At 64.7% G+C, this 22,625-nt stretch carries 19 protein-coding genes and 1 pseudogene; 12 read left to right on the forward strand and 8 right to left on the reverse strand.

The annotated features are described in order from the left end of the window. Positions 1-1,195: NtaA/DmoA family FMN-dependent monooxygenase (locus tag NKH35_RS16030; protein ID WP_352915339.1), on the reverse strand; the 1,195-nt coding region annotated here is incomplete at its 3' end. Positions 1,196-1,386: 191 nt separating this feature from the next. On the opposite strand from NKH35_RS16030, the gene NKH35_RS16035 reads away from it, so the two are divergent. After that, complete coding sequence (locus NKH35_RS16035; RefSeq protein WP_352915342.1) at positions 1,387-3,189, forward strand: dipeptide ABC transporter ATP-binding protein; 1,803 nt, start codon at positions 1,387-1,389, stop codon at positions 3,187-3,189. A gap of 81 nt (positions 3,190-3,270) precedes the next feature. On the opposite strand, the pseudogene NKH35_RS16040 reads toward NKH35_RS16035, so the two are convergent. Continuing rightward, positions 3,271-3,450: pseudogene (locus tag NKH35_RS16040) on the reverse strand (ATP-binding cassette domain-containing protein); the annotation flags it as partial. A 139-nt stretch (positions 3,451-3,589) separates the two neighbouring features. Between NKH35_RS16040 and NKH35_RS16045 the strand changes: the two are divergent. Genes NKH35_RS16045 through NKH35_RS16065 form a run of 5 tightly spaced genes read left to right on the forward strand, consistent with a single transcriptional unit; the run spans position 3,590 to position 8,447 of the window. Next, the gene (locus tag NKH35_RS16045) at positions 3,590-4,825 is read left to right on the forward strand and encodes an ROK family transcriptional regulator (RefSeq protein ID WP_050590935.1); all 1,236 of its coding nucleotides are present in this window, start codon (positions 3,590-3,592) and stop codon (positions 4,823-4,825) included. A gap of 16 nt (positions 4,826-4,841) precedes the next feature. Then, the gene (locus tag NKH35_RS16050) at positions 4,842-5,921 is read left to right on the forward strand and encodes a Gfo/Idh/MocA family protein (protein WP_023745187.1); all 1,080 of its coding nucleotides are present in this window, start codon (positions 4,842-4,844) and stop codon (positions 5,919-5,921) included. Beyond that, positions 5,921-6,757: a sugar phosphate isomerase/epimerase family protein gene (locus tag NKH35_RS16055; protein WP_023725883.1), complete on the forward strand. Its 837-nt coding sequence runs from the start codon at positions 5,921-5,923 to the stop codon at positions 6,755-6,757. Before NKH35_RS16050 ends, NKH35_RS16055 begins: the two co-directional genes overlap by 1 nt. Beyond that, positions 6,754-7,557, forward strand: coding sequence for an alpha/beta fold hydrolase (locus tag NKH35_RS16060; RefSeq protein WP_352915345.1), 804 nt, complete (start codon positions 6,754-6,756; stop codon positions 7,555-7,557). The genes NKH35_RS16055 and NKH35_RS16060 overlap by 4 nt, the downstream gene beginning before the upstream one ends. Continuing rightward, the gene (locus tag NKH35_RS16065) at positions 7,554-8,447 is read left to right on the forward strand and encodes an ROK family protein (RefSeq protein WP_023826472.1); all 894 of its coding nucleotides are present in this window, start codon (positions 7,554-7,556) and stop codon (positions 8,445-8,447) included. The genes NKH35_RS16060 and NKH35_RS16065 overlap by 4 nt, the downstream gene beginning before the upstream one ends. Before the next feature lie 22 nt (positions 8,448-8,469). Here the strand turns inward: NKH35_RS16065 and NKH35_RS16070 are convergent, their stop codons facing one another. From NKH35_RS16070 to NKH35_RS16095, 6 genes are all read right to left on the reverse strand, one after another. Continuing rightward, positions 8,470-9,468 (reverse strand): ABC transporter ATP-binding protein, encoded by a 999-nt coding sequence (locus NKH35_RS16070; RefSeq protein ID WP_023668840.1) that lies wholly within the window; start codon positions 9,466-9,468, stop codon positions 8,470-8,472. Between the two features lie 30 nt (positions 9,469-9,498). Further along, positions 9,499-10,560, reverse strand: coding sequence for a Gfo/Idh/MocA family protein (locus NKH35_RS16075; protein WP_352915348.1), 1,062 nt, complete (start codon positions 10,558-10,560; stop codon positions 9,499-9,501). A 250-nt stretch (positions 10,561-10,810) separates the two neighbouring features. Next, positions 10,811-11,650 (reverse strand): carbohydrate ABC transporter permease, encoded by an 840-nt coding sequence (locus NKH35_RS16080; RefSeq protein WP_023745182.1) that lies wholly within the window; start codon positions 11,648-11,650, stop codon positions 10,811-10,813. Positions 11,651-11,876: 226 nt separating this feature from the next. Continuing rightward, positions 11,877-12,806, reverse strand: a complete 930-nt coding sequence (locus NKH35_RS16085; protein ID WP_023707791.1) for a carbohydrate ABC transporter permease — start codon at positions 12,804-12,806, stop codon at positions 11,877-11,879. 245 nt (positions 12,807-13,051) lie between these two features. Continuing rightward, positions 13,052-14,311, reverse strand: a complete 1,260-nt coding sequence (locus NKH35_RS16090; protein ID WP_023668844.1) for an ABC transporter substrate-binding protein — start codon at positions 14,309-14,311, stop codon at positions 13,052-13,054. 1 nt (position 14,312) lies between these two features. After that, a complete protein-coding gene (locus NKH35_RS16095) occupies positions 14,313-15,269 on the reverse strand; it encodes an N-acetylmuramic acid 6-phosphate etherase (RefSeq protein ID WP_023689957.1) in 957 nt (318 codons plus the stop codon). 198 nt (positions 15,270-15,467) lie between these two features. Between NKH35_RS16095 and NKH35_RS16100 the strand changes: the two genes are divergently transcribed. From NKH35_RS16100 to NKH35_RS16125, 6 genes are all read left to right on the forward strand, one after another. Continuing rightward, on the forward strand, positions 15,468-16,346 hold the full coding sequence (locus NKH35_RS16100; protein ID WP_023668846.1) for a glucosamine kinase nucleotide-binding domain-containing protein: 879 nt from the start codon (positions 15,468-15,470) through the stop codon (positions 16,344-16,346). Beyond that, complete coding sequence (locus NKH35_RS16105) at positions 16,343-17,125, forward strand: GntR family transcriptional regulator (RefSeq protein ID WP_023668847.1); 783 nt, start codon at positions 16,343-16,345, stop codon at positions 17,123-17,125. The genes NKH35_RS16100 and NKH35_RS16105 overlap by 4 nt, the downstream gene beginning before the upstream one ends. Next, positions 17,122-18,153: an SIS domain-containing protein gene (locus NKH35_RS16110; RefSeq protein WP_023668848.1), complete on the forward strand. Its 1,032-nt coding sequence runs from the start codon at positions 17,122-17,124 to the stop codon at positions 18,151-18,153. The genes NKH35_RS16105 and NKH35_RS16110 overlap by 4 nt, the downstream gene beginning before the upstream one ends. After that, positions 18,150-19,325, forward strand: coding sequence for an N-acetylglucosamine-6-phosphate deacetylase (gene nagA, locus NKH35_RS16115; RefSeq protein ID WP_023732577.1), 1,176 nt, complete (start codon positions 18,150-18,152; stop codon positions 19,323-19,325). Before NKH35_RS16110 ends, nagA begins: the two co-directional genes overlap by 4 nt. A 9-nt stretch (positions 19,326-19,334) precedes the next feature. Continuing rightward, positions 19,335-20,447 (forward strand): NAD(P)/FAD-dependent oxidoreductase, encoded by a 1,113-nt coding sequence (locus NKH35_RS16120; protein WP_023732578.1) that lies wholly within the window; start codon positions 19,335-19,337, stop codon positions 20,445-20,447. Between the two features lie 72 nt (positions 20,448-20,519). After that, positions 20,520-22,574, forward strand: coding sequence for an ABC transporter ATP-binding protein/permease (locus NKH35_RS16125; protein ID WP_023806188.1), 2,055 nt, complete (start codon positions 20,520-20,522; stop codon positions 22,572-22,574). Positions 22,575-22,625: the final 51 nt, after the last annotated feature.

Below are 22,625 nucleotides of genomic sequence, written 5' to 3' on the forward strand. Positions count from 1 at the left end.
GCTCCCGCCCGAACCGCCGGGCCCCGCGGGGGCCGCCACCGCCCCCCACCCCCGCCGCCCCCCCGTCGGCGAGGGGGGGGGGTGCCCCGCCCCCGCTCGGCACCGAACCGCTGTTGGCGAGCTTGCGAGCGATCTCGCGCAGAGTGAGGTTCTGCTTCGACCATTCCTTGACGCGATTGAGCGAGGTGCGGCCGCCATTGAAGGTGCTCTCGTCCGGCAGCGGCGGCAGCGGGCCGTCCGGCGGATATACGGAGAGATCGACGCCGCTCCAGCTCGAGAGAAGGTCGATGCCGACCCGATCGGGAAGCAAGCTCTGCAGATACTCCTGCCGCTCGCGTCCCTCCGCTTCGGAAGCTGCGACGATCGGCAGGATGCCCGGCAGGATCTTGAAGCTCTCGGGCTTGCGGCCGTAACGGGCGAGGCGCTCGTTGATGTCCTGCCTATATTTGATGCCGTCTTCCTTGGTGCTGTAGATGGCAAAGTGCGCATCGGCATGCGCGGTAGCGAAATTCTTGCCGTCTTCGGACGAGCCGGCCTGGACGATCAGCGGATGGCCCTGCGGCGGGCGCGAGACATTGAGCGGTCCGCGCACCTTGAAGTGCGGGCCCTTGTGGTTGATCGCATGGACCTTGTCGGGATCGGCGAAATAGCCCGATGCCTTGTCGATAAGCAGGGCTTCGTCTTCCCAGCTGTCCCACAGTGCCTTGACGATATCGAGGAATTCGGTGGCGCGCTCATAGCGAAAGGCGTGCTCGATATTGCCGTCGCGGCCGAAATTGCGGGCCTCCTCGTCCATGGCCGACGTCACCACATTCCAAGACGCCCTGCCCTTGCTGATATGGTCGAGCGAGGCAAACATGCGGGCGACATTGTAGGGCTCGCTGTAGGAGCTCGAGGCGGTGGTGATGAGGCCGATATGCCTGGTCACGCCGGCAAGCGCCGACAACAGCGTCAGCGGTTCCAGGCGGGCATTGGCGTAATGGGCTACGCCGCTCTGTACGGAATCCCAGATCGCGACATGGTCGGCGACGAAGATCGTATCGATCCTGGCGCGCTCGGCAGACTGGACGAGATCGCGGTAGAAGTCGAAGTCGAGCACTTCGCGGCCCGGCGCGCGCGGATGGCGCCACGACATGCGATGATCGCCCTGCGGATTGAAGAAAAACGCGCTGAGGATCATGTGGTCGCGTGCCATGCCGGTCTCCTTGCAGAACTGCTTCAGGCGACCGTCGCGATGCCTCGACCGGCTGCGACAATCTCTCCTGAGCGGTGAAAGGTAGATTGCGCTCCAGCTTAATTCGAGTAATTTTATAGAGATTGTGCGGCGCGAAAGCGGAAGCGATTGCCCTCGAAGACCGCGCCGAAAGAAAGTGGTTTCAGCAAGACATGTCGTCATCGGTTCTGAACGTCGAGCAGCTCACCGTCGCCTATGATGAACGCCGGGGATCGCATCCGGCCGTCAACGGCGTGTCGCTCACCATCGGCGAAGGCGAAGCGCTCGGCCTTGTCGGCGAGTCCGGCTCGGGCAAAAGCTCGGTGGCACTCGCTATTCTGCGCTATCTGCCGAGTAACGCCCGGATCGCCGCGTCGGCGCTCGAGTTCCAGGGCCGCGAGATCCGCAATCTCTCCGGCGAGCAGCTTCGCCGGCTAAGGGGCGATCGCATCGCGGCCGTCTACCAGCATCCGGGTGCGGCGCTCAATCCGGCCATGACGATTGGCCGGCAGATCACCGAGACGATCATGCGGCATCGCCCGGTTCGGCAGGACGAAGCACGCACCCGCGCCGCCGAACTGCTGAGCCGTGTCAGGGTGAGCAATCCGGAACGGGTGCTCGATCTCTATCCGCACGAATTGTCGGGCGGCATGCAGCAGCGCGCCAACATCGCGATTGCCATTGCGCTCGACCCGTCGCTGCTGGTGCTGGACGAGCCGACGACGGCGCTTGACGCCAGCGTCCAGTCCGAGATCGTCGCCATCCTGCAGGACTTGCGCCGCGATCACAAAACCAGCGTTCTGCTGATCAGCCATGACATCAACATGGTCCGCCGGGCCTGCGATCGGGTGGCCGTGATGCAGTCGGGGACGGTGGTCGAAAGCGGCATCGCCAACGATGTCTTCGAGAACCCTGTTCACGCCTACACCAAGGCGCTGATCGCCTCGATCCCGGCGCTCAACTTCACCAAGCGCGACGGCAGGCTGGCCGAGATGCACACAACCAGCCCGTCGAAGCCTGTCCGCAGCGATCAACCGGAAGCCGCACGTCCGATCGCCGTCGCCTGCAAAGGCATCAGCCACGCCTTCGGCTCCCAGGCCGTCCTGCACGATATCGACCTGGAGATAGCCCAGGGCGAGACGTTCGGGCTGATCGGCGAATCCGGCTCCGGCAAGTCGACATTGGCAAGGATCGTGACTGGCCTCCAGACGCCGGACGCTGGGTCGGTCGAGCTGTTCGGCAGCACTGTCGCGCCGCGCGTCGAGAAAAGAAGCCTAAGCGAACGGCGCGACGTGCAGATGGTGTTCCAGTCACCCGACCGCACGCTCAATCCGCGCCAGCGGATCGGCAGGATCCTCGGCCGTCCGCTGCGGCGGCTCGCCGGCTTTGGCCGCAGCGAGGTGAAGCAGCGTGTCGGCGATCTCCTGGCCTCGGTTCGTCTTGCCGCTACGACCGTCGACCAGAAGCCGAGATCGCTGTCTGGTGGCCAGCGCCAACGGGCGGCGATTGCGCGCGCCTTTGCCGGCGTGCCGAAGCTCGTGGTGTTGGACGAGCCGACCTCTGCGCTCGACGTTTCGGTGCAGGCGACCGTGCTCAATTTGCTCAACGACCTGCAGCGCGACAAGGACACCACCTATCTGTTCATCAGCCACGACCTAAGGGTGGTGCGCTATATGGCCGACAGGATCGGCGTGCTCTATCGCGGCCGGCTCGTCGAGACGGGGTCATCCGAGCAGATTTTCCGTGGCCCCAACCACCCCTACACGAAGCTGCTTCTGGCCGCCTCCTCGGATGAGACGGCGCCGAGGGCTCCGGCTCAGCTCCACGTCGCGGCACACGATGCCGAAACCTCCGGATGCTCCTTTGCCGCCCGCTGTCCTGTCGCGCTGCCCGATTGCCGAAAGGCGCAACCACCCGTCAGGCAGGCCGGCGACGGTCATCTGATCGCCTGCTGGAGGGACACAGGCAGTCTCTGATTGCGAAGCGGGCCGGCCCAACTGCAAGCCTGCCTTCGAAGAGATGTCCCCCGGCCGATGCGCCGGAGGACAGGCTTGGGAGGCGCCGGACGTCGGCTGGAAATTTCCGGCGATGGTTTTGACCAGCGTCGATTTGCCGGCACCATTGTCGCCCATCAGGCCGAGAACCTCGCCCTCATTGATGTCGAGCGACACATTGTCCAGCGCGCGGACGGCACCGAAATCCTTCACGATATGTTCGAGACGCGCTAGAACCGGCACGCATCCTCCCATGCCAATTTGTAAGTTTCTGATACAAATCCTCGTTTGAAACTTGGGTCAAAGGGCTTGGGGATGCTGAATATCTTGTTGCAATGCACCCAACCTTGGGTCTTTCAAACCGCCTAGAAATTCTATTAGTATGCAAATCAAACAAATTGTGGAGAACGACGTGCTGGTGTCGACCGATCTTCGGCCGAACGAAACGAGGGCACTTGCGGCGCTGTTTCGTGCCGGCGCGTTGAGCCGAGCGGCGCTCGCACGCGATCTCGGCCTGACCCGGTCGACCACCGGCGCCCTGGTGCTGGGGCTGACCGAAGCCGGTCTGGCGCGCGAGCGGTCGGATGGAACGGATGACGAGCAGGATAGCGAGGGTCGGGTCGGCCGTCCCGGTATCCTGGTCGAGATCGAAGGCAATGGCGGCTTCTTCCTTGGCGCTTATATCGGCGTCAACTGGATCGCAGTCGTGACTGTCGACCTTGCCGGCGCGCGGCGTGCGAGCGCCTCTAGGGCATTTGCCGGCCCCGGTAGCACGCCCGAAGCCGCGGTCGACATCATCAAGGAGCTCGTTGCCGAGATCCGGTCGCAATTGCCTGAAGGCACGCGCCCCTACGGGCTCAATGTCGCCGTGCCCGGCTTCCCCGCAGCTGATGGCGTCTCATACCATGCCACCATCCTTGGCTGGCACGGGGTCAATCTAGCGGAGCTTTTGGGCAATGCCTTTGGCGACGATTTTCCGATCCTCTTGGAAAACGATGCCAATGCCGTCGCGGTGGCCGAGACATACCGGCCGCAGCCGGGAAAGGACGATGAGGATGCCCTGGTCATCCTGATCGAGAACGGCGTCGGCGGCGGCATCATCAATGCCGGCAGGCTGCATCGCGGCCGACTCGGCGGCGCCGGCGAAATCGGTCATCTGCGCATCGGCGACGAAGGTTTTGTCTTCGACGCGAAGCGCCCGGGGCGGCTGGAATCCTATGTCGGCAAAGATGCGTTGCTGGCTCGCTATTTGCACATAAGCGGACTGCGCGCCGGCGTGGATGAGTTTGTCGCGGCGCTTGCCGGCGGCGATCCGGCAGCCGTCGCCACCGCGCGCGACTGGGCGCTCTGGTTCGGCCGCGGCCTGGCGACGCTCACCTGCACCTTGCAGCCGGAGCGCATCATCCTCTCGGGCTCGGTCAATGCCGTCTATCCTTTCGTCGCTGAGCAGGTCGAGGCTTTCCTGTCGGACTTCCTCGCCGAAGGCTATCCCGTTCCCCGGATCGAACTGGCGCGCGTCCGCGCCGACGGTCCGGCATTGGGCGCTGCCTGCCTGCTGCATCAGGCAGCTTTGTCGGGCGATCCGCAATTTCAACTTCGCGGCCTCGCCGCGCGCTAATCAGGAGAAAGATTCCATGCCTCGCAAAGATGAAAAGCGGCTGCGTGTCGGCGTGCTCGGCTGCGGTCCGATTGCGCAGGCGGCGCATTTCGAATCCTGCACCAAGGCGCGCAATGCCGATCTCTATGCCATCTGCGATGTCGCCGACGATCTGCGCGACAGGATGGCGGCGACCTACGCGCCCGAAAAATCCTATGCCGACTACGGCCAGATGCTGGCCGATCCCGACCTCGATGCCGTCATCATCGCGACATCGGACATTTTTCACGTCAAGGCCGCGGAACTGGCGCTCGATGCCGGCAAGCATGTGCTTTGCGAAAAGCCGCTGGGCGTTTCGGTCGAGGAGGTCGAAGGCTTGCGGGCCACGCTCGACAAGAGCGGCAAGGTGCTTCAGGTCGGCCATATGAAGCGCTTCGATCCCGGCATCCAGGCGGCAAAGGCTTTCGTCGACGACGAAATGGGCGAGCGGCTGGCGTTCAAAGGCTGGTACTGCGACAGCACCCACCGCTACCCGATGACCGATGCGGTGCAACCGCTGATCATCACCAGCGCCAAGGCGCGCAAGCCTGCCGTCAATCCCAAGGCGGATCTGCGCCAATACTACATGCTGGCGCATGGCAGCCATCTCCTTGATACGGCGCGCCATCTGCACAGGCCGATCGAGGCGGTGGAGGCCCGGCTCACCGAGCGCTATGGCGCCTATTGCTGGTTCATCACCACCATCTTCGCCGACGGCACGATCGGCCATCTCGACCTGACGGTCGCCGTGCGCATGGACTGGCACGAAGGGTTCCAGATCTACGGCGAGAACGGCAGCGTTCTCGCGAAGACCTATAACCCCTGGTACTACAAGAGCAGCGAGGTCGACATTTTCCGCGAGGCCGATGGCAGTTGGCACCGGACGCTTGGCGCGGATGGCCACTTCTATCGCCGGCAGCTCGAAGGCTTTGCCGATGTCGTACTGAATGGCGCGCCGATGATCGGCGCCGGCATCGAGGACGGCATCGCCTCGGTCAGGGGCATGGCGGCCATCGCCCGCTCGGCCGCTGCCGGCGGCCGCGCCGTCCGTCTGGCCGATGTCGACGGGGTCGTGTGATGCAGCTTGGGATTTTCGCCAAGACCTTCGCCACCACCGGCGCTCTGCCGGTGCTGCGCGCGGTCGCGGACGGCGGCTACACGGCGGCGCAGTTCAACATGGCGTGCCTTGGACTGCCGTCGATGCCGGACAGCATTGAGCTCGGCGCGGCCCGGTCCGTCGCTGAGGCGAGCGGCGAGGCCGGCGTTTCGATCGCGGCGGTTTCGGGAACCTACAACATGATCCACCCGGATCGCACGGTTCGCATCCAGGGACTCGCCCGGCTTGAGGTACTGGCCGCGTCATGCGCCGATATGGGCACCCGTCTGATTACGCTGTGCACCGGCACAAGGGATGCGCAGGATCAGTGGCGCTGGCATCCCGACAATGCAAGCGAGGCGGCATGGAGCGATCTGCGGACGGAGATGGAAGCGGCGATCGCGATTGCCGAGCGCTTCGACATCGAGCTTGGCATCGAACCGGAACTGGCCAATGTCCTCTCCAGCGCCCGGGCCGCACGCCGCCTGCTGGACGAAATGAACAGCACGCGGCTGCGCATCGTGCTCGACCCGGCCAATCTGTTCGAAGTGGCCGACAGCGCGGAGCGTCATCGCCTCATCGGCGAAGCCATCGATCTGCTGGCCGCCGAGATCGGCATGGCCCATGCCAAGGACCGCCATGCCGATGGCAGTTTTGCCGCAGCCGGAAAGGGCGTGGTCGACTTCCCACATTTCATCGGCCGCCTGAAGGCTGCCGGGTTCGACGGCCCCTTGATCACACATGGCCTGACAGAGGCCGAGGCGCCAGGTGTCGGCGCCTTTCTGCGCACCGTACTGGAAGAGAGCGAGCTCGCGTGAAAGAGACCTTCAGCCGCGATGGCGTCGACCTTGCCTACCGGGACGTCGGCGCCGGGCTTCCCGTCATCTTCCAGCATGGGCTGGGCGGCGATGAGGCGCAGGTCGCCGACGTGTTTCCCGATCTGCCGGTGACCCGGCGCGTGACGCTCGAATGCCGGGGCCAGGGCGGATCCAGCTACGGGCCGGTCGAGCGGCTTTCGGTTGCGACGTTTGCCGAAGACGTCGAAGCGCTGGCCGACGAACTCGGCCTCGGCCCGGCCGTCGTCGGCGGCATCTCGATGGGCGCGGCGCTGGCGCTGCGCCTGGCAGTGCATAGGCCGGCCCGTGTGCGCGCTTTGGTGCTCGCCCGGCCCGCCTGGGTAGCCCAGGCGGCTCCGGAAAATATGAGGCCCTATGCCGTCGTCGGCGATCTCTTGATGCGGCATTCGCCTGAAGACGCCAGGCGTCTGTTCGATGACAGCGCTGTTGCCGGCGAACTGGCCAGATTGGCGCCGGACAATCTCGGCAGCCTGCAAGGCTTCTTCACTCGCCCGGACCCGGTTCTGTTCGGCAGGCTGCTTTCGGCGATCGCCGGCGATGGTCCCGGCGTGAGCGAGGCGGACATCCGCGCTATCGCGGTGCCGACTCTTGTCATCGGCCATGACCATGACCTCGTGCATCGCCTGGCCGACGCACAGACGCTGGCCGGACTCATTCCGTCGGCCCGGCTTTGCACCATCACAGCCAAATCGCAGGATCGCGCCGCCTACCGGCTGGAATTCCGCGCCTGTCTTTCGGAATTCCTGGAACCGCTCGCATGACGCATCAAACGATGGACGACACGATCGCCGTGGTCGAGATCGGCGGCACGTCGGTCAAGGTTGGCTTTGCCGACCACGGCATCCCGGTGGATTTTGCCCGCACCTACCCGACCGCGCAACTGCGCAAGGGCGCGCCTGTGGCGGGGTTGGCCGATGCGGTCACCGCAGCCTGCCGCGATGCCGGGCTCAAACCTGCACGGGTCGTTGCGACGGTGCCTGGGTTCATCGACCGCGACTTCGACACGGTGCTGCACACGGCCAACATTCGCGAGCTGAACGGCATCCGGCTGGGTACGGAACTGGCATCGCGGCTCCGCGTTCCCGTGCGGCTCGAACGCGACGTCGTGCTGCAATTGCTCGGTGAAAGCGTCGCCGGCGCAGTGAAGCGGCAAAAGGAAGTGCTGGCGGTCTATCTCGGCACCGGCATCGGTGCGGCCTATCTCGGCAAGGACGGCATTTTCAGGGGCGGCGGCTGGGCGCTGGAAATCGGCCATATGCCGATCTACCGGCCTGACGAAAGCGGACCGCCAAACCGCGTCGAGACCTACGCCTCAGGGGCAACGCTTGTCGACCTTGCCGCGGACTACGATATCCCGGTTGCCGAGCTGTTTTCGGCGCCCGGGCAGCCGCCGTCGCTGCGCGAATGGCTCGATGAGATCGTCTGGCAGCAGGCGGTGACCATCGCAACGGCAGCCGCTTTGTTTTCCCCGCAGACGATCCTGATCGGTGGCGGCATTGTCGACATGAAGTCCTATCCCCGCCAGGCGCTCAAGCAGCGCATCGCGGACAGCCTGCCGCATTCGCTTGTTGTAGAGCCTCTGGACATACGCTGGGCGGCCCTGGGCTGGCAGGCGGCGATCCACGGCGCGGTGCTGCTCGGTACGGTATGATCGCGGTACTGCCCGCAGCGGATTACTTGATCGTCTTGCCGTCCGCCCCGAATCGATAAGTCTTCCCCGGCTCGGGCGTCGCATACAGCGTCGCGCCCGGCTCCGCGTCGTAGACACCGAAAATGCGCACCGTGATCAGCCCGGCCTTTTCGCAGTCGAGATAGAGGTTGGTGTCGGCGCCGAGATGTTCGGCATGCACCACCGTTCCCTTCCAGGCGCCGGACCTTGGATCCACGGTCAGATGCTCCGGCCGCACGCCGATCGTCTTGGCCGTCTCGCCCAATCTGGCGCCGTCGATGAAATTCATCTTCGGCGAGCCGATAAAGCCGGCGACGAACTCGTTTGCCGGCGAATTGTAAAGCTCCATCGGGCCGCCGATCTGCTCGATCTGGCCGGCGTTGAGCACGACGATCTTGTCGGCCAGCGTCATCGCCTCGACCTGATCATGGGTGACGTAGATCATCGTTGCCTTCAGCCGGCGATGCAGCTGAGCGATCTCCAGTCGCGTGTTGACGCGAAGCGCTGCATCGAGGTTCGACAAGGGCTCGTCGAAGAGAAACAGTTTTGGCTCACGCACCACGGCGCGGCCGATGGCGACGCGCTGGCGCTGGCCGCCCGACAGTTCCGCCGGCCGCCGCTCGAGATACGGTTCCAGCGACAGCATCGACGAGGCGACGCCGATGCGGCGTTCGATCTCCGGGGCGGGCGTGCCGGCCTGCTTGAGGCCGAGGCCCATATTGTTCTTCACCGTCAGATGCGGGTAGAGCGCGTACGTCTGGAACACCATGGCAATGCCGCGTTTTGCCGGGGGCGTGGCCGAGACATCGGCGCCGTCGATCACCACCCTGCCGGAGGTCGAATCCTCCAGCCCGGCGATGACCCTGAGCAAGGTTGACTTGCCGCAGCCAGATGGGCCGACGAAGACGACGAATTCGCCGTCGGTCACTTCGAGGTTGATGCCTTTCAGCACCTCGACCGGCCCGAAGGCCTTCTTCACATTCTCGATTACCAGCGAGCCCACGGCTTCGTCCTTGTTCTAGAGTTTGCCCTACTAGAGCTTAACTGGGGCGCCGCTGCGCACGCTCTCATCGGCGGCAAGGCAGACGGCGAGCGATTTCACCGCGTCGTCCATGTGGCGGGTCAGGTCAATGTCTTCCCGGATCGCCTTCAGCACGAAGGCCTGTTCGAGGTCACAGAGGTCCTGGTGGCCGGGTTCGCCTTCCATGGACAGCATCTCGTCCGGCCTGGCGAACTTGCCGTCCGCGCCGGTCGCCGCACTGTGCAGGCGGATGGTCGAGGTCTTGGTGTGGGTGTCGATGTCGTCCGACCTCACACCTTCCTTCATGACGATCGACACGCAGCCATTGGGCGACATCACGTCCTTCACGAAGAACGCCGTTTCCGAAATCATCGGTCCCCAGGCCGCTTCGTACCAGCCGACCGAGCCGTCGTCGAACAGCACCTGCAGATGGCCGTAATTGTACATGGTCGGCGCGATTTCCTCGGTCAGCCGCAGCCCCATGCCGCGCACCTCGACCGGCCTGGCGTCGGTGATCTGCAGCATGACGTCAAGATAGTGCACGCCGCAATCGACGATCGGCGAGGTCGTCTGCATCAGTTGCTTATGCGTCTGCCAGGTCGGGCCTGACGATTGCTGGTTGAGGTTCATGCGAAACACGTAAGGGCCGCCGAGCTTGCGCGCCTCGGCGATCAGCCTGACCCAGGAGGGGTGGTGGCGCAGGATGTAGCCGATCACCAATTTTCGGCCGTTGGCCTTGGCCGCCGCGACGACGCGCTTGGCGTCGGCGACCGTCGTTGCCAGCGGCTTTTCGACAAAGACATGGCAGCCCGCCTCGAATGCCTTCACCGCATAGTCGGCATGGCTGTCGGAATAGGTGGCGATGCAGGCGACATCCGGCTTTTCATCGCGCAACGCGTCGTCGAAGGAGCGCCTGATGCCATAGCCCGACAGCCCGTCCGGTAACGGCACGTCGGAGCGGTTGATCAGGGCCGCGATCTCGAAGCCCGGATTAGTGTGGTAGGCCAGCGCATGGCTACGGCCCATATTGCCGAGCCCGGCGACGACGACACGAAGGGGCGATTTAGAGGTCACCTAACTACTCCAGATGTTCCAGTTGTTCCTGCTGAGAGGGTGTCACCCCACCCGGCGCTGCGCGCCGACCTCCCCATCGAGGGGAGGTAGGACGCTGGCGCGAACACCCTCGCTGCCAAAGAAGCTTCTCCGAAAGTCGCCCCCTGGCGGTCGTGAATGAAGCCACGACCTTTTACCTCCCCTTGATGGGGAGGTCGGCGCGCCGCGGCGGGTGGGGCGAAGGCTCCAGCAGAGATTTGTAGGGCTCCGCTCACTTGACGGCTCCGGATGTGATGCCGCGGATCAGCTGCCGCGAGAAGATGACGTAGAGGGTCAGCACAGGCATGATCGCCAGCGAGAGTGCCGCCAGGATGGCGTTCCAGTTGGTGACGAACTGGCCGAGGAAAAGCTGCGCGCCGAGCGTCACCGTCTTGGTCTCTTCCGACGGCGCCAGGATCAGCGGGAACCACAGATCGTTCCAGATCGGGATCATGGTGAAGACGGCGACCGTCGCCATCGAGGGCCGCACCAGCGGCAGCACCAGCCGGAAGAAGATGGTGTATTCCGACAGGCCGTCGATGCGGCCGGCATTCTTCAGATCGTCGGACACCTGCTTCATGAATTCCGACAGGATGAAGACGGCCAGCGGCAGCCCCTGCGCGGTGTAGACCAGGATCAGCGCCGTCAGCGTGTTGACCAGCCCGCTCGCCACCATCAATTGCAGGATGGCGACGGTGCCGAGCCGGATCGGGATCATGATGCCGAGCGCGAGGTAAAGCCCCATCAGCGTGTTGCCGCGAAAGCGGTATTCCGATAGCGCGAACGCCGCCATCGCGCCGAACAGAAGCACGAAGAACAGCGAGGCGACGGTGACGACGAGGCTGTTCTGAAAATAGTGGATGAAGTCGCCCTGCCCGATCACGGTGGTATAGCCGATCAGGTCGAAGGTTTTTGGCGTCGGCGGCGTCAGCGGTTCGCTGAAGATGCCGGCGCGGGACTTGAACGAATTCATGATCACCAGGATCACCGGAAACAGTGCGATCGCCGTATAGGTCAGCAGGATCGTGTGGGCGCCGATGGTGCGGGGCAGCGAACGGGTGGCGGTGCTCATTGGAAGGTCTCCTGACGAGCGATGACTGTTGAGGTCGGCACCAAGGCACCCCCCTCTGTCCTGCCGGACATCTCCCCCGCAAGGGGGGAGATCAGATGCCGCGACTGCTTTCGCCAATCGCCAACGTTGCAAGACGAGCGGCAAGGCCAGAGCTGCCAATCTCCCCCCTTGCGGGGGAGATGGCCGGCAGGCCAGAGGGGGGTGTTCAAGCTCGACATCTCGCCCCTCAGAACTGGTAGCGACGCAGGCGCGTCTGGACGAGGAACAGGTAGACGCAGACGCCGCCGAGGATGATCAGGAACATCATCGTGGCGATCGCCGCGCCCATATTGGGATCGCCGGTCTGCAGCTGAAAGCCGAAGAAGGCGCGGTAGAGGAAAGTGCCCAGAATATCGGTCGAATAGTTCGGGCCGGCGAGCGCCCCTTGCGCGGTGTAGATCAGGTCGAAGGCGTTGAAATTGCCGACGAAGGTCAGGATCGAGATGATGCCGATCGACGGCAGGATCAGCGGCAGCTTGATCTTCCAGAACTGCGACATGCCGGTGATGCCGTCACATTCGGCCGCCTCGATCACCTCTTCGGGGATCGACAAAAGGGCTGCATAGATCAGCATCATCGGGATGCCGACGAACTGCCACACCGAGATCAGGCTGAGCGCGGTCAGCGCATATCGTTCCTTGCCCAGCCACGGCGTGAACAGGCTTTTCAAGCCGACCAGGTCCATCAGATGCGGCGCCACTCCCCATAACGGCGACAGGATCAGTTTCCAGGCGAAGCCGACGATGACGAAGGACAGGATGGTCGGCACGAAGATCGCGGTGCGGTAGAAGGCGGCGAACCTCAGCCTCGGGCTGGAAAGAAGTGCGGCCAGAAGCACGCCGATCGGGTTCTGCACCACCATGTGGATGATGAAGAACCAGGTGTTGTTCCTCAGCGCGTTCCAGAAACCCACCGACCAGTTGGGGTCGCCGAACAACGTACGGAAGTTGGTGAAGCCAACGAACACCTGATGCTGCTCGACGTTGCGGAACAGCGACAGCTGCAAGGTGCCGGCCAGCGGCAGGATCATGATCGCCGTATAGACCAGCAGCGCCGGCGCCAGGAAGACGCCGATATGCCAGCGGAACGGTCGTTTCGGTCGTGTTTGTGCGGCCATGAGTGCGGTCCCCGCCGATCAGGTTTAGCAATGCCTTCGACGGCAGCGCTGCCCCTCACCCTCACGCTCTCCCCGTGAAGGACGGGGAGAGGGGGCGCCTGCGTTTCGGCTGATCCTTCTCCCCGTCACTATACGGGGAGAAGGTGCCGGCAGGCGGATGAGGGGCGGCGCCGTCGTTCGCAGTCGATGATGCTGTCGAAAAACGCAGGGCCGTCCACTTGGGGCCCTGTCTGTTGTCTGAGCTCTTACTTGCCCGGCTTGTACCAGCTGTCGAGGCCGTCCTGCAGCTTCTTGGCGGCAGCTTCCGGCGTGTCGGTGCCATTGATGACGTTGGCCGATTCAACCCAGGTTTCGTTCTCGAGGTTCGGCGTGCCGCGCGACAGGATCTGGTAGGTCGAGCGGATCGTCGACTTGCACTTGTCGCGCCAGGAGACGAATTCCTGCGCCAGCGGGTCTTCCATCTTCACCGGGGTGGAATTCAGGCTGAAGAAGCCCGGCAGTGCGTTGGCGTAGATGGTGGCGAAGTCCGGCGAGGCGACCCAGGACAGGAAGGTCTTGGCCGCGTCGGCATTCTTCGACGCCGCATTCAGGCCCATGCCGATATCGGTATGGTCGGAGATGTAGCAGGTGTCGCCGGCCTTCTCGACCGGCGGCGGGAAGGCGCCCATCTTGAACTGCGCCTGGGTGTTGAACAGGCCGATCTCCCACGATCCCGCCGGGTAGATGGCGGCGCGGCCAAGCGTGAACAGGTTCTGGCTGTCCGGATAGGTCTGGGCCTCGAAGCCGTCGCCGAGATAAGGCTTCCACTTGGCCAGTTCCTCATAGGGAGCAACCCAGTCCTTGTCGGTCAGCTTCTGGTCGCCCTTGATCAGCGCTGCGCGGCCCTCTTCGCCCTTCCAGTAGTTCGGACCGATGTTCTGATAGCCCATGGTCGCGGCTTCCCATAGGTCCTTGGTGCCCATGGCCATCGGGATGTAGGTGCCGTCGGCCTTGATCTTGTCGAGCGCGGCGAAGAACTCGTCACGCGTCGTCGGCACCTTGAGGCCGAGCTTGTCGAAGGCGTCCTTGTTGTAGATGAAGCCGTGAATGACCGAGGCCATCGGCACGCAGAAGCTCGCCTTGCCGTCGTCGGTCTGCCAGGCGGCCTTGGCAACGGGCGAAAAGTTTTCCATGCCGGGCAGCGCCGACAGGTCGGCAAGGTTGCCCTTCTTGAACAGTTCGAGCGACTTGTCGAACGGGCGGCAGGTGATCAGGTCGCCAGCCGAGCCGGCGGCGAGCTTGGCGCCGAGTGCGGCGTCATACTCGGTCGGCGCCGACGGTGCGAACACCACTTTGATGCCCGGGTTCTTGGCCTCAAAAGCCGGGATCAGCTTGTCCTTCCAGATGGCAAGGTCGTCGCCGCGCCAGCTTTCGATATTGAGCGTTACGTCATCGGCGTGAGCCAACCCGGCGGTGCCGAGAATGCTGGTGCCGAGAAGCAGTGCCGTCAGTAATTTCGTTGTCATGCTAGTCTCCCTGTTGACCTTTTTCAGGTTCGGTTTTGAGAACAGGGGCCTTCGCGCCCTTGTTCCCCTCGATCGCGGAAAGGGCCGGCCGCAGCTTCTGGCCGGTCCCTTCCAGTATCTTCTCGGCCGCAACGGCGTTGGCAGCGCCGGCGGCGAGCAGAATGGCTATCTTGACGACGCCGCCGCTCGCTTCGAGCAGCCGCACGGCGTCTTGCCGGTCGCGGCCGCTGATAGCGGCGACGATGCGAGCCGCGCGGTCGCGCAGCTTGATGTTGTCGGCGGTGAGATTGACCATGTAGCCGTCATGGACATGGCCGAGATGAATGGCGGTAAGCGTCGACAGCATGTTGAGCGCGATCTTCTGGGCAGTGCCGGCGCCCATGCGCGTCGAGCCGGCAATCACCTCCGGTGGCGTCTCGAGCAGGATGGCGACGTCGGCCAGCCTGAGCAGGGGCGTGTCCTTGTTGTTGGCAATGGCGATGGTTGCCGCGCCCCGGCTGCGCGCATCCTTCAGCGCCTGCACCGCATAGGGCGTCGAGCCGCTGGCCGAAATCGCGATCAGGCAGTCGCCCTTGCCGATGCCGGCGCCGGCAATTGCCGTCGAGGCTTCGTCGGTGTCGTCTTCCGGTCCGCCGGCCAGGGTCTTGAAAGCGTCGTCGCCACCGGCGATGAGGATGGCGATGCGTTCGCGCTTGATGCCGAAGGTGCCGGGCAACTCCAGCGCGTCGGCCAGCGCCATCAGGCCGGAGCTGCCGGCCGCAGCATAGGCGAGCTTGCCGCCGCCGTTCAGCCGCCCGGCGATGATTTCGGCTGCGGCGGCGATGGCGGGAATGGCGTCGCGCACAGCCTTGGCGGCCTCGATCTGCGCATTGACCAAAGAAGAAAGGATGGCGTCCGGGGCCTGGATGTCCAGTCCCTCGGCATTGCTGTGAAGCGCTTCGGTGCGCGGTTCGGCCATCCCTGTCCCTCCGATGGAAGAACAATACCAAAAAAATACCACTTGTCCACACGCATTAACGAAATTGCGAACTGGAAAGCGTTGAGCCGGCAAAATTCCCGGATTTTCAACCTGATACGCCTTAATCTTTTTGAAACGGAAATTAATCCCTTGGCTATTGGTATTTTATTGGTATTATCCGCCCGGAGGAGACATCGCGTGAAATTCGTGCTCGGTATCGACGGCGGCGGCACCAGCTGCAGGGCAGCCCTTGCGACAGGCGATGGCGTTGTCATTGGCCGTGCCAAAAGCGGCGCCGCCAACATCCGCACCGATCTCACCGGCGCTCGCACCCACATCGTCGAGGCTGCTCGTCAGGCCTTCATCGCCGCCGGGCAAGATCCGGACCTGATCCCGCAGACACCAGCCATTCTCGGCCTTGCCGGCGCCAATGTCGGCACCTACCGCCAGCAGCTTGAAGCAATCCTGCCGTTCAGCATCAGCCGCGTCGAGACGGACGCCGAGATCGCGCTCGAAGGGGCAGTCGGCTCTGGTGACGGCGCCATGGCTATCCTCGGCACCGGCACCGCCTATATGGCGCGCAAGGGCGGCACGTCGCGCGCCATCGGCGGCTGGGGCTTTCAGGTCGGTGATCAGGGCAGCGGCGCCCGCATCGGCCGCGACCTGCTGGAGCAGACGCTGCTCGCCCATGACGGCGTCCGCCCGCGCTCAGCCCTGACCGACAGCATGATGGCCATTTTCCGCAACAATCCCGAAGACGTGGTCGAGTTCACCACCAATGCCAAGCCCGGCGATTTCGGCGGCTTCGCGCCCAAGGTTTTCGAGCATGCCGAGAAGGGCGACAGCGTCGCCAACTGGATCGTGGACAAGTCGGTTGCCGATGTCGAGGCGTCGCTCCACGCGCTCGACCTCTCTGATGACGCCCCGCTCTGCCTGCTCGGCGGGCTGGCGCCGCTCTATGGGCCGCGCCTTTCCCAGCGCTACCAGGCGCTGCTGAAAGCACCGCTCGACGATGCGCTGGGCGGCGCCGTGCAGATGGCGGCCCGCATCTTCGTCAAAGCGGAGGCGACGCGATGAGCGATGCCGCCGACCAGATCTTCGCCACGCTGAGGCAGTCGTCGCAGAGCGGCGCCCCGCTCTACCTGCAGCTCAGGAAAAGCATCGAGGACGCCGTCAATCGCGGCCTGATCGGGCCGGGCGATGCGCTGCCTTCCGAGCGCGACATCGCCACCAAGGCCGACATTTCGCGCGTCACCGTCCGCAAGGCGGTGCAGGACCTGGTCAAGGGCGGCATCCTCGTGCAGCGCCACGGCTCCGGCACCTTCGTCGCGCCGCGCATGGAGCGCGTCGAGCAGTCGCTGTCCAGGCTCACTTCATTCACCGAGGACATGGCAAGGCGCGGCATGGCGGTGCGTTCAGCCTGGCTCGACCGCGACCTCTACCCGCCCTCGCCCGACGAGATGATGGTGCTCGGCCTGTCCTCGAACGAGCTGGTGGCGCGCGTGGCGCGCCTGCGCATCGCAAACGACACGCCGCTGGCCATCGAGCGCGCCTCGTTGTCGGCCAGCGTGCTGCCGGATCCGGCCGGGATAGGCTCGTCACTCTATGCGGCGCTGCAACTGACCGGCAACCGGCCGGTGCGGGCGGTGCAGCGCATTTCCGCCGCCAATCTCGGCGACGCCGATGCGCGTCTGCTCGAAGTGCCATCCGGCATTGCCGGCCTGCACATCGAACGCATTTCCTATCTCGCGAGCGGCAAGGTGATCGAGTTCACCCGCTCCATCTACCGCGGCGACGCCTATGATTTCGTCGCCGAACTGCGCCTGACAGGGCCGAGCGAAGAGGGCCGACCATGATCCCCAAGACCACCCATATGCGGCGCGAGATCGACGAAATTCCGCAAGCCGTCGCGCGTCTGCTCGATGGCTCGGCGGCGGTGCTGACCGAGGCCGGACGCGGCATTCGCGAGCGCGATCCGAGCTTCGTCGTTACCGTCGCGCGCGGTTCGTCCGACCATGCCGCCACCTTCATGAAATATGCCGTCGAACTGACCGCCGGCCTGGCCGTGGCATCGGTCGGTCCGTCGATCGCCTCGATCTACGGCGCCAAGCTCAAGCTCGCCGGTTCCGCTTGCCTCGCCATCTCGCAATCCGGCAAGAGCCCTGACATCGTCGCCATGGCCGAGACGGCACGGGCCGGCGGTGCGCTCACCGTCGCCATCACCAACACCGCCGATTCGCCGCTGGCGCGGGCTTCGGATTTTGCCATCGACATTCTGGCCGGCCCCGAGCGCAGCGTCGCGGCGACCAAGACATTCGTCAATTCGGCGGTCGCCGGCCTGGCGCTGATGGCGCATTGCACCGGCGACGACAGACTGCTGGCCGCCCTTGCCCGCCTGCCCGAGCATTTCAGCAAGGCGATCGCCTGCGACTGGATGGCGCTGGCCGGCGCATTGGAGACGCCGCAATCGCTGTTCATCCTCGGCCGTGGCCCGTCGGCAGCGATGGCCGACGAGGCGGCGCTGAAATTCAAGGAGACCTGCGGCATGCATGCCGAGGCCTACAGTGCAGCCGAAGTCATGCACGGCCCGCTGGCGCTGGTCGGGCCAGGCTTCCCGGTGCTGGCGCTCGCCGCCCGCGATGCCTCCGAGCCGTCCGTGGCAGAGGCTGCCGACAACCTTGCCGGCAAGGGTGCAGCAGTTTTTGTAACCTCGGACAAAGCCAAGAGCGCGGCGCGGCTGCCGCATGTCGCCACCGGTCATCCCTTGACCGACCCGCTGACGCTGATCGTCTCCTTCTACGGCTTCGTCGAAGCCTTCGCCCGCCATCGCGGCCTCGATCCGGACGTACCGCGCAATCTGCGCAAGGTGACGGAAACCGTATGAGCGACCGTTTTGCCCTGACTGGCGCCCGAATTTTCGATGGCGACGACTGGCATGATAACGCCGCCCTTGTCGTGCACGGCGATGTGGTCGAAGGCATTCATCCCGTCGGCGCCATTCCGTCGGGCGTTGCCCGCATCGACGCCGGGGGCGGCATGCTGGTGCCGGGTTTTGTCGACCTGCAGGTCAATGGCGGCGGCGGCGTCATGCTCAACGACCATCCCGATGTCGCCTCGCTGGCAACAATCTGCCGGGCGCATGCGCCGTTCGGCACGACCGCACTGCTGCCGACGCTAATCACAGATACGCCTGACATCACCGGCGCGGCCATTGCCGCCGGCACCGAGGCGGCACGGCAAAAACTGCCGGGGTTTCTCGGCCTGCATCTCGAGGGACCGCATCTCTCGGTCGCCCGCAAGGGGGCGCATGACCCGGCTCTGATCCGGCCGATGACGGATGCGGATGAAGCGGCGCTGGTCGCGGCACGCAAAAACCTGCCGGTGCTGCTGACGACGATCGCGCCCGAATCCGTCGAGCCCGCCCGTGTTGCGGCTTTGGCCAAGGCCGGCATCGTCGTCAGCCTCGGCCATTCCGATACCGGCTATGCCACGGCCAGAGCCTTTGCCGACGCGGGCGCCAGCGTGGTCACACATCTGTTCAACGCCATGAGCCAGATCGGCAACCGTGAGCCGGGGCTGGCGGGTGCGGCCATCGACATAGGCAGTCTGTCGGCCGGGATCATTGCCGACGGCATCCATGTCGATCCCGCCACCATGGCAATCGCGCTGCGCGCCAAGCAGGGGCCGGGCAGGATCGTGCTGGTCACCGACGCCATGGCGACGATCGGCACCGACATGACGTCGTTCACCCTTAACGGCCGCATCATCTATCGCAAGGATGGCAGTCTGCGGCTGGCCGACGGCACGCTGGCCGGCGCCGATCTCGATATGATCTCGGCCGTCCGCTACATGCACAGGATCGTCGGGCTGGACCTGTCGGAAGCGTTGCGCATGGCCTCGCTCTATCCGGCGCAGGCGGTCGGCCAGGCCCACCGGCTCGGCCGCTTCGCCAATGGCACGGCTGCCGATATCGTCGCTCTGTCGGACGCCCTCGACGTCAACGGCGTCTGGATCGGCGGCGACAAGGTTTTTGCAGGCGCGGACAGTCCGCGCTAAAGTCCACCCATGCATGATGTCGACTGCGTTGTCGCCGGAGCCGGTGTTGTCGGCCTCGCCATTGCCCGCGCGCTGGCGCTGTCGGGCCGCGAGGTGCTGGTGGTCGAGAAGGCCGCAGCCATCGGCACGGGCACCAGTTCGCGCAATTCGGAAGTCATCCATGCCGGGCTTCATTATACGCCGGGCAGCCTGAAGGCCCGTCTCTGCGTCAACGGCCGCGAGCGTCTCTATGCCTATTGCCGCGAGCACGACGTCGCCCATCATCGCACCGGCAAACTGATCGTTGCCGTCGAACCCGACCAGTTGGACAAACTGCAGGCGATCCAGATCAACGCGGCGCAATGCGGAGTCGGTGACCTCAAGCTTTTGACGCGCGCAGAGGCCGAAAGCCTGGAACCGGCGCTGAGCTGCGCCGGCGCGCTGCTGTCGCCGTCAACCGGCATCGTCGACAGCCAGGCGCTGATGCTGTCATTGCGTGGAGACGCGGAAGCGGCCGGCGCATCTTTCGCCTTGCTCACCGTTGTCTCAGGCGCGAGCATCGAAGCCGACGGCATCCGGATCGACACGCGCGACGCCGATGGCGAGGGTTTCACCTTGAAGACCGGCGCCTTCATCAACGCCGCCGGCCTCGACGCGCAGGCGCTCGCCGGCCGCATCGAAGGCCTCCCGCAAGACCGTGTTCCGCCGCTGTGGCTGGCGCGCGGCAATTATTTCGCGCTTTCCGGCCGCTCGCCCTTTTCGCGGCTGATCTATCCGGTGCCGGTCCATGGCGGCCTCGGCGTGCATCTGACCCTCGACATGTCGGGGAGCGCGCGCTTTGGCCCGGATGTCGAATGGATCGATCGCGTCGACTATACCGTCGATCCCGCACGAGGCGCTGCCTTCTACGACGAAATCAGGCGCTACTGGTCCGGCCTGGCGGACGGCGCCCTGCAACCGGCCTATGCCGGCGTCAGGCCGAAACTGTCCGGTCCGGGCCAGCCGGCCGCCGACTTCGCCATCCAGGGACCGGCTGACCACGGGGGCGGTCAGATCGTCAATCTGTTCGGCATCGAGAGCCCTGGCCTTACCGCCAGCCTCGCCATCGCAGAACATGTCGTTGGGCTTTTATATCCGCAATGACGGGCGTTTCCTGAAACGTCGGGCAGGCGCATACCATGAAACCTTTTGATATGGAGGTCGTTGTCGGGGCATATGTCCGAGGCAAAACCCAAATCGAAACCGGCCGACGGCATCGAAGCGCGCGATGCCACGAAGTCGCGTCGGGAAAAGCCGTCACGGCAAACGCGCGGAGATGGACCGCGCGAGGACACGCCGCGCGAGAAAAAAGCATCGGCCGCCGAAGCCGCGTCCGAGCCCGTTGGCGAGGCTGCGCCGCCGCCGGATGCCGTCGAACCCGATCCCAAGCTGACGCCCGAGCAGGCCGAGCAGGCGCGCAAAAAATATCTGCTGCGGCGTTTCTGGATCAGCGGGCGCGGCTATTGGGGGAGGCATGGCGACAAGCTCGCCTGGCCTTTGACGATCGGAGTGCTGCTGCTGATCTGCATCAACATCGGTTTCCAGTATGGCATCAACGTCTGGAACCGCTCGATGTTCGATGCCCTCGAGCAGCGCAACGCCCGCACGGTCTATCTCCTCAGCGCCGTATTCGTGCCGCTGGTGATCTGCAGCGGCAGCCTTGTCGTCGCGCAGGTCTATCTGCGCATGACGATCCAGCGCCGCTGGCGTTCCTGGCTGACCACCGGGGTCGTCGCGCGCTGGCTGGCAAACGGCCGCTACTACCAGCTGAACCTCGTGGGCGGCGACCACCAGAACCCCGAGGCCCGCATGACCGAGGATCTGCGCATCGCCACCGAGTCGCCGGTCGATTTCACCGCCGGCGTCCTCAACGCGTTCCTGTCGGCCTCGACCTTTATCGTCGTGCTGTGGACCATCGGCGGCGCGCTCACCCTGCCGATCGGCGGCGAGAGCATCACCATTCCCGGCTTTCTGGTCATCACCGCGATCATCTATGCCGCCATCACCTCGACCTCGATGGTGGTCATCGGCCGCGATTTCGTCCAGCTCTCCGAGCGGAAGAACCAGGCGGAGGCCGAACTGCGTTACACGCTGACGCGCGTGCGCGAAAACGGCGAGAGCATCGCCTTGCTGGGAGGCGAGGACGAGGAGCGCAGCGGCATCGACAGAAATTTCGGCCACGTGCTGAGGCAATGGGCTCTGCTGACCGGACAGCACATGCGCACGGCGGCGGTGTCGCAGGGATCGAGCCTGTTTGCGCCGGTCGTGCCGATCCTTTTGTGCGCGCCAAAATTCCTCGAAGGCTCGATGACGCTTGGCGAGGTGATGCAGGCGGCGTCTGCCTTTGGCATCGTGCAAGGCGCGTTCGGCTGGCTGGTCGACAACTATCCGCGCCTCGCCGACTGGAACGCCTCCGCGCGGCGCATTGCCTCGCTGATGATGTCGCTAGACGGGCTCGAGCGCGCCGAGCAGAGCGATGCGCTCGGACGCATCAACCGAGGCGAAGCCGAAGACGGCGCCATCCTCAGCCTCGACAATCTTTCCGTGACACTCGACGACGGCACCTCCGTGGTCAAGGAAACCGAGGTCGTGATCGAGCCGGGCGAGCGGGTGCTGGTTTCAGGCGAATCCGGTTCAGGCAAGTCGACGCTGGTGCGGGCCGTCGCGGGCCTGTGGCCATGGGGCGGCGGCAGCGTCAATTTCCACACCGACAGGCGCCTGTTCATGCTGCCGCAACGCCCCTACATCCCTTCCGGAACGCTTCGCCGCGCGGTCGCCTATCCCGCGGCGGCGGACAAGTGGACCATCAAGCAAATCAAGGCTGCCCTCGACAAGGTGGGGCTTGGCTATCTCACCGGCAGGATCAAGGAAGAGGCGCCATGGGACCAGACGCTGTCGGGCGGCGAAAAGCAACGCCTCGCCTTCGCGCGCCTGCTGCTGCATCGCCCCGATATCGTGGTGCTGGATGAAGCGACTTCGGCGCTCGACGAGAAGAGCCAGGACACAATGATGTTGACGGTGATCCGCGAACTGCCTGACGTCACCATCATCAGCGTGGCGCATCGTGCGGAGCTCGAAGCCTTCCACAGCCGCAAGATCACCCTGGAGCGGCGCGAGGGCGGCGCCAAGCTCGTCAGCGACGTCGACCTCATCCCGCGCAAGCGCAAACGCAGCCTGCTGAACCGCGCTTTGTGGGGTTCCAGCACTCGGGTGAAAAAGCCGCGCAGGTAAAAGGCGCCACTGCCGAACCGCGAACAGATGTCCAGGCGAAGCGCTTGGGCA

The sequence above is a fragment of the Mesorhizobium sp. M1143 genome (assembly GCF_040318435.1).
Taxonomy (GTDB): Bacteria; Pseudomonadota; Alphaproteobacteria; order Rhizobiales; family Rhizobiaceae; genus Mesorhizobium.

What these genes read in the sequence shown, in the direction of transcription:
- NKH35_RS16035 (WP_352915342.1), top strand. Translation starts at nt 1,387, where the DNA reads ATGTCGTCATCGGTTCTGAACGTCGAGCAGCTCACCGTCGCCTATGAT.
- NKH35_RS16045 (WP_050590935.1), top strand. Translation starts at nt 3,590, where the DNA reads ATGCAAATCAAACAAATTGTGGAGAACGACGTGCTGGTGTCGACCGAT.
- NKH35_RS16050 (WP_023745187.1), top strand. Translation starts at nt 4,842, where the DNA reads ATGCCTCGCAAAGATGAAAAGCGGCTGCGTGTCGGCGTGCTCGGCTGC.
- NKH35_RS16055 (WP_023725883.1), top strand. Translation starts at nt 5,921, where the DNA reads ATGCAGCTTGGGATTTTCGCCAAGACCTTCGCCACCACCGGCGCTCTG.
- NKH35_RS16065 (WP_023826472.1), top strand. Translation starts at nt 7,554, where the DNA reads ATGACGCATCAAACGATGGACGACACGATCGCCGTGGTCGAGATCGGC.
- NKH35_RS16080 (WP_023745182.1), bottom strand. Translation starts at nt 11,650, where the DNA reads ATGAGCACCGCCACCCGTTCGCTGCCCCGCACCATCGGCGCCCACACG.
- NKH35_RS16085 (WP_023707791.1), bottom strand. Translation starts at nt 12,806, where the DNA reads ATGGCCGCACAAACACGACCGAAACGACCGTTCCGCTGGCATATCGGC.
- NKH35_RS16090 (WP_023668844.1), bottom strand. Translation starts at nt 14,311, where the DNA reads ATGACAACGAAATTACTGACGGCACTGCTTCTCGGCACCAGCATTCTC.
- NKH35_RS16095 (WP_023689957.1), bottom strand. Translation starts at nt 15,269, where the DNA reads ATGGCCGAACCGCGCACCGAAGCGCTTCACAGCAATGCCGAGGGACTG.
- NKH35_RS16105 (WP_023668847.1), top strand. Translation starts at nt 16,343, where the DNA reads ATGAGCGATGCCGCCGACCAGATCTTCGCCACGCTGAGGCAGTCGTCG.
- NKH35_RS16110 (WP_023668848.1), top strand. Translation starts at nt 17,122, where the DNA reads ATGATCCCCAAGACCACCCATATGCGGCGCGAGATCGACGAAATTCCG.
- nagA (WP_023732577.1), top strand. Translation starts at nt 18,150, where the DNA reads ATGAGCGACCGTTTTGCCCTGACTGGCGCCCGAATTTTCGATGGCGAC.
- NKH35_RS16120 (WP_023732578.1), top strand. Translation starts at nt 19,335, where the DNA reads ATGCATGATGTCGACTGCGTTGTCGCCGGAGCCGGTGTTGTCGGCCTC.
- NKH35_RS16125 (WP_023806188.1), top strand. Translation starts at nt 20,520, where the DNA reads ATGTCCGAGGCAAAACCCAAATCGAAACCGGCCGACGGCATCGAAGCG.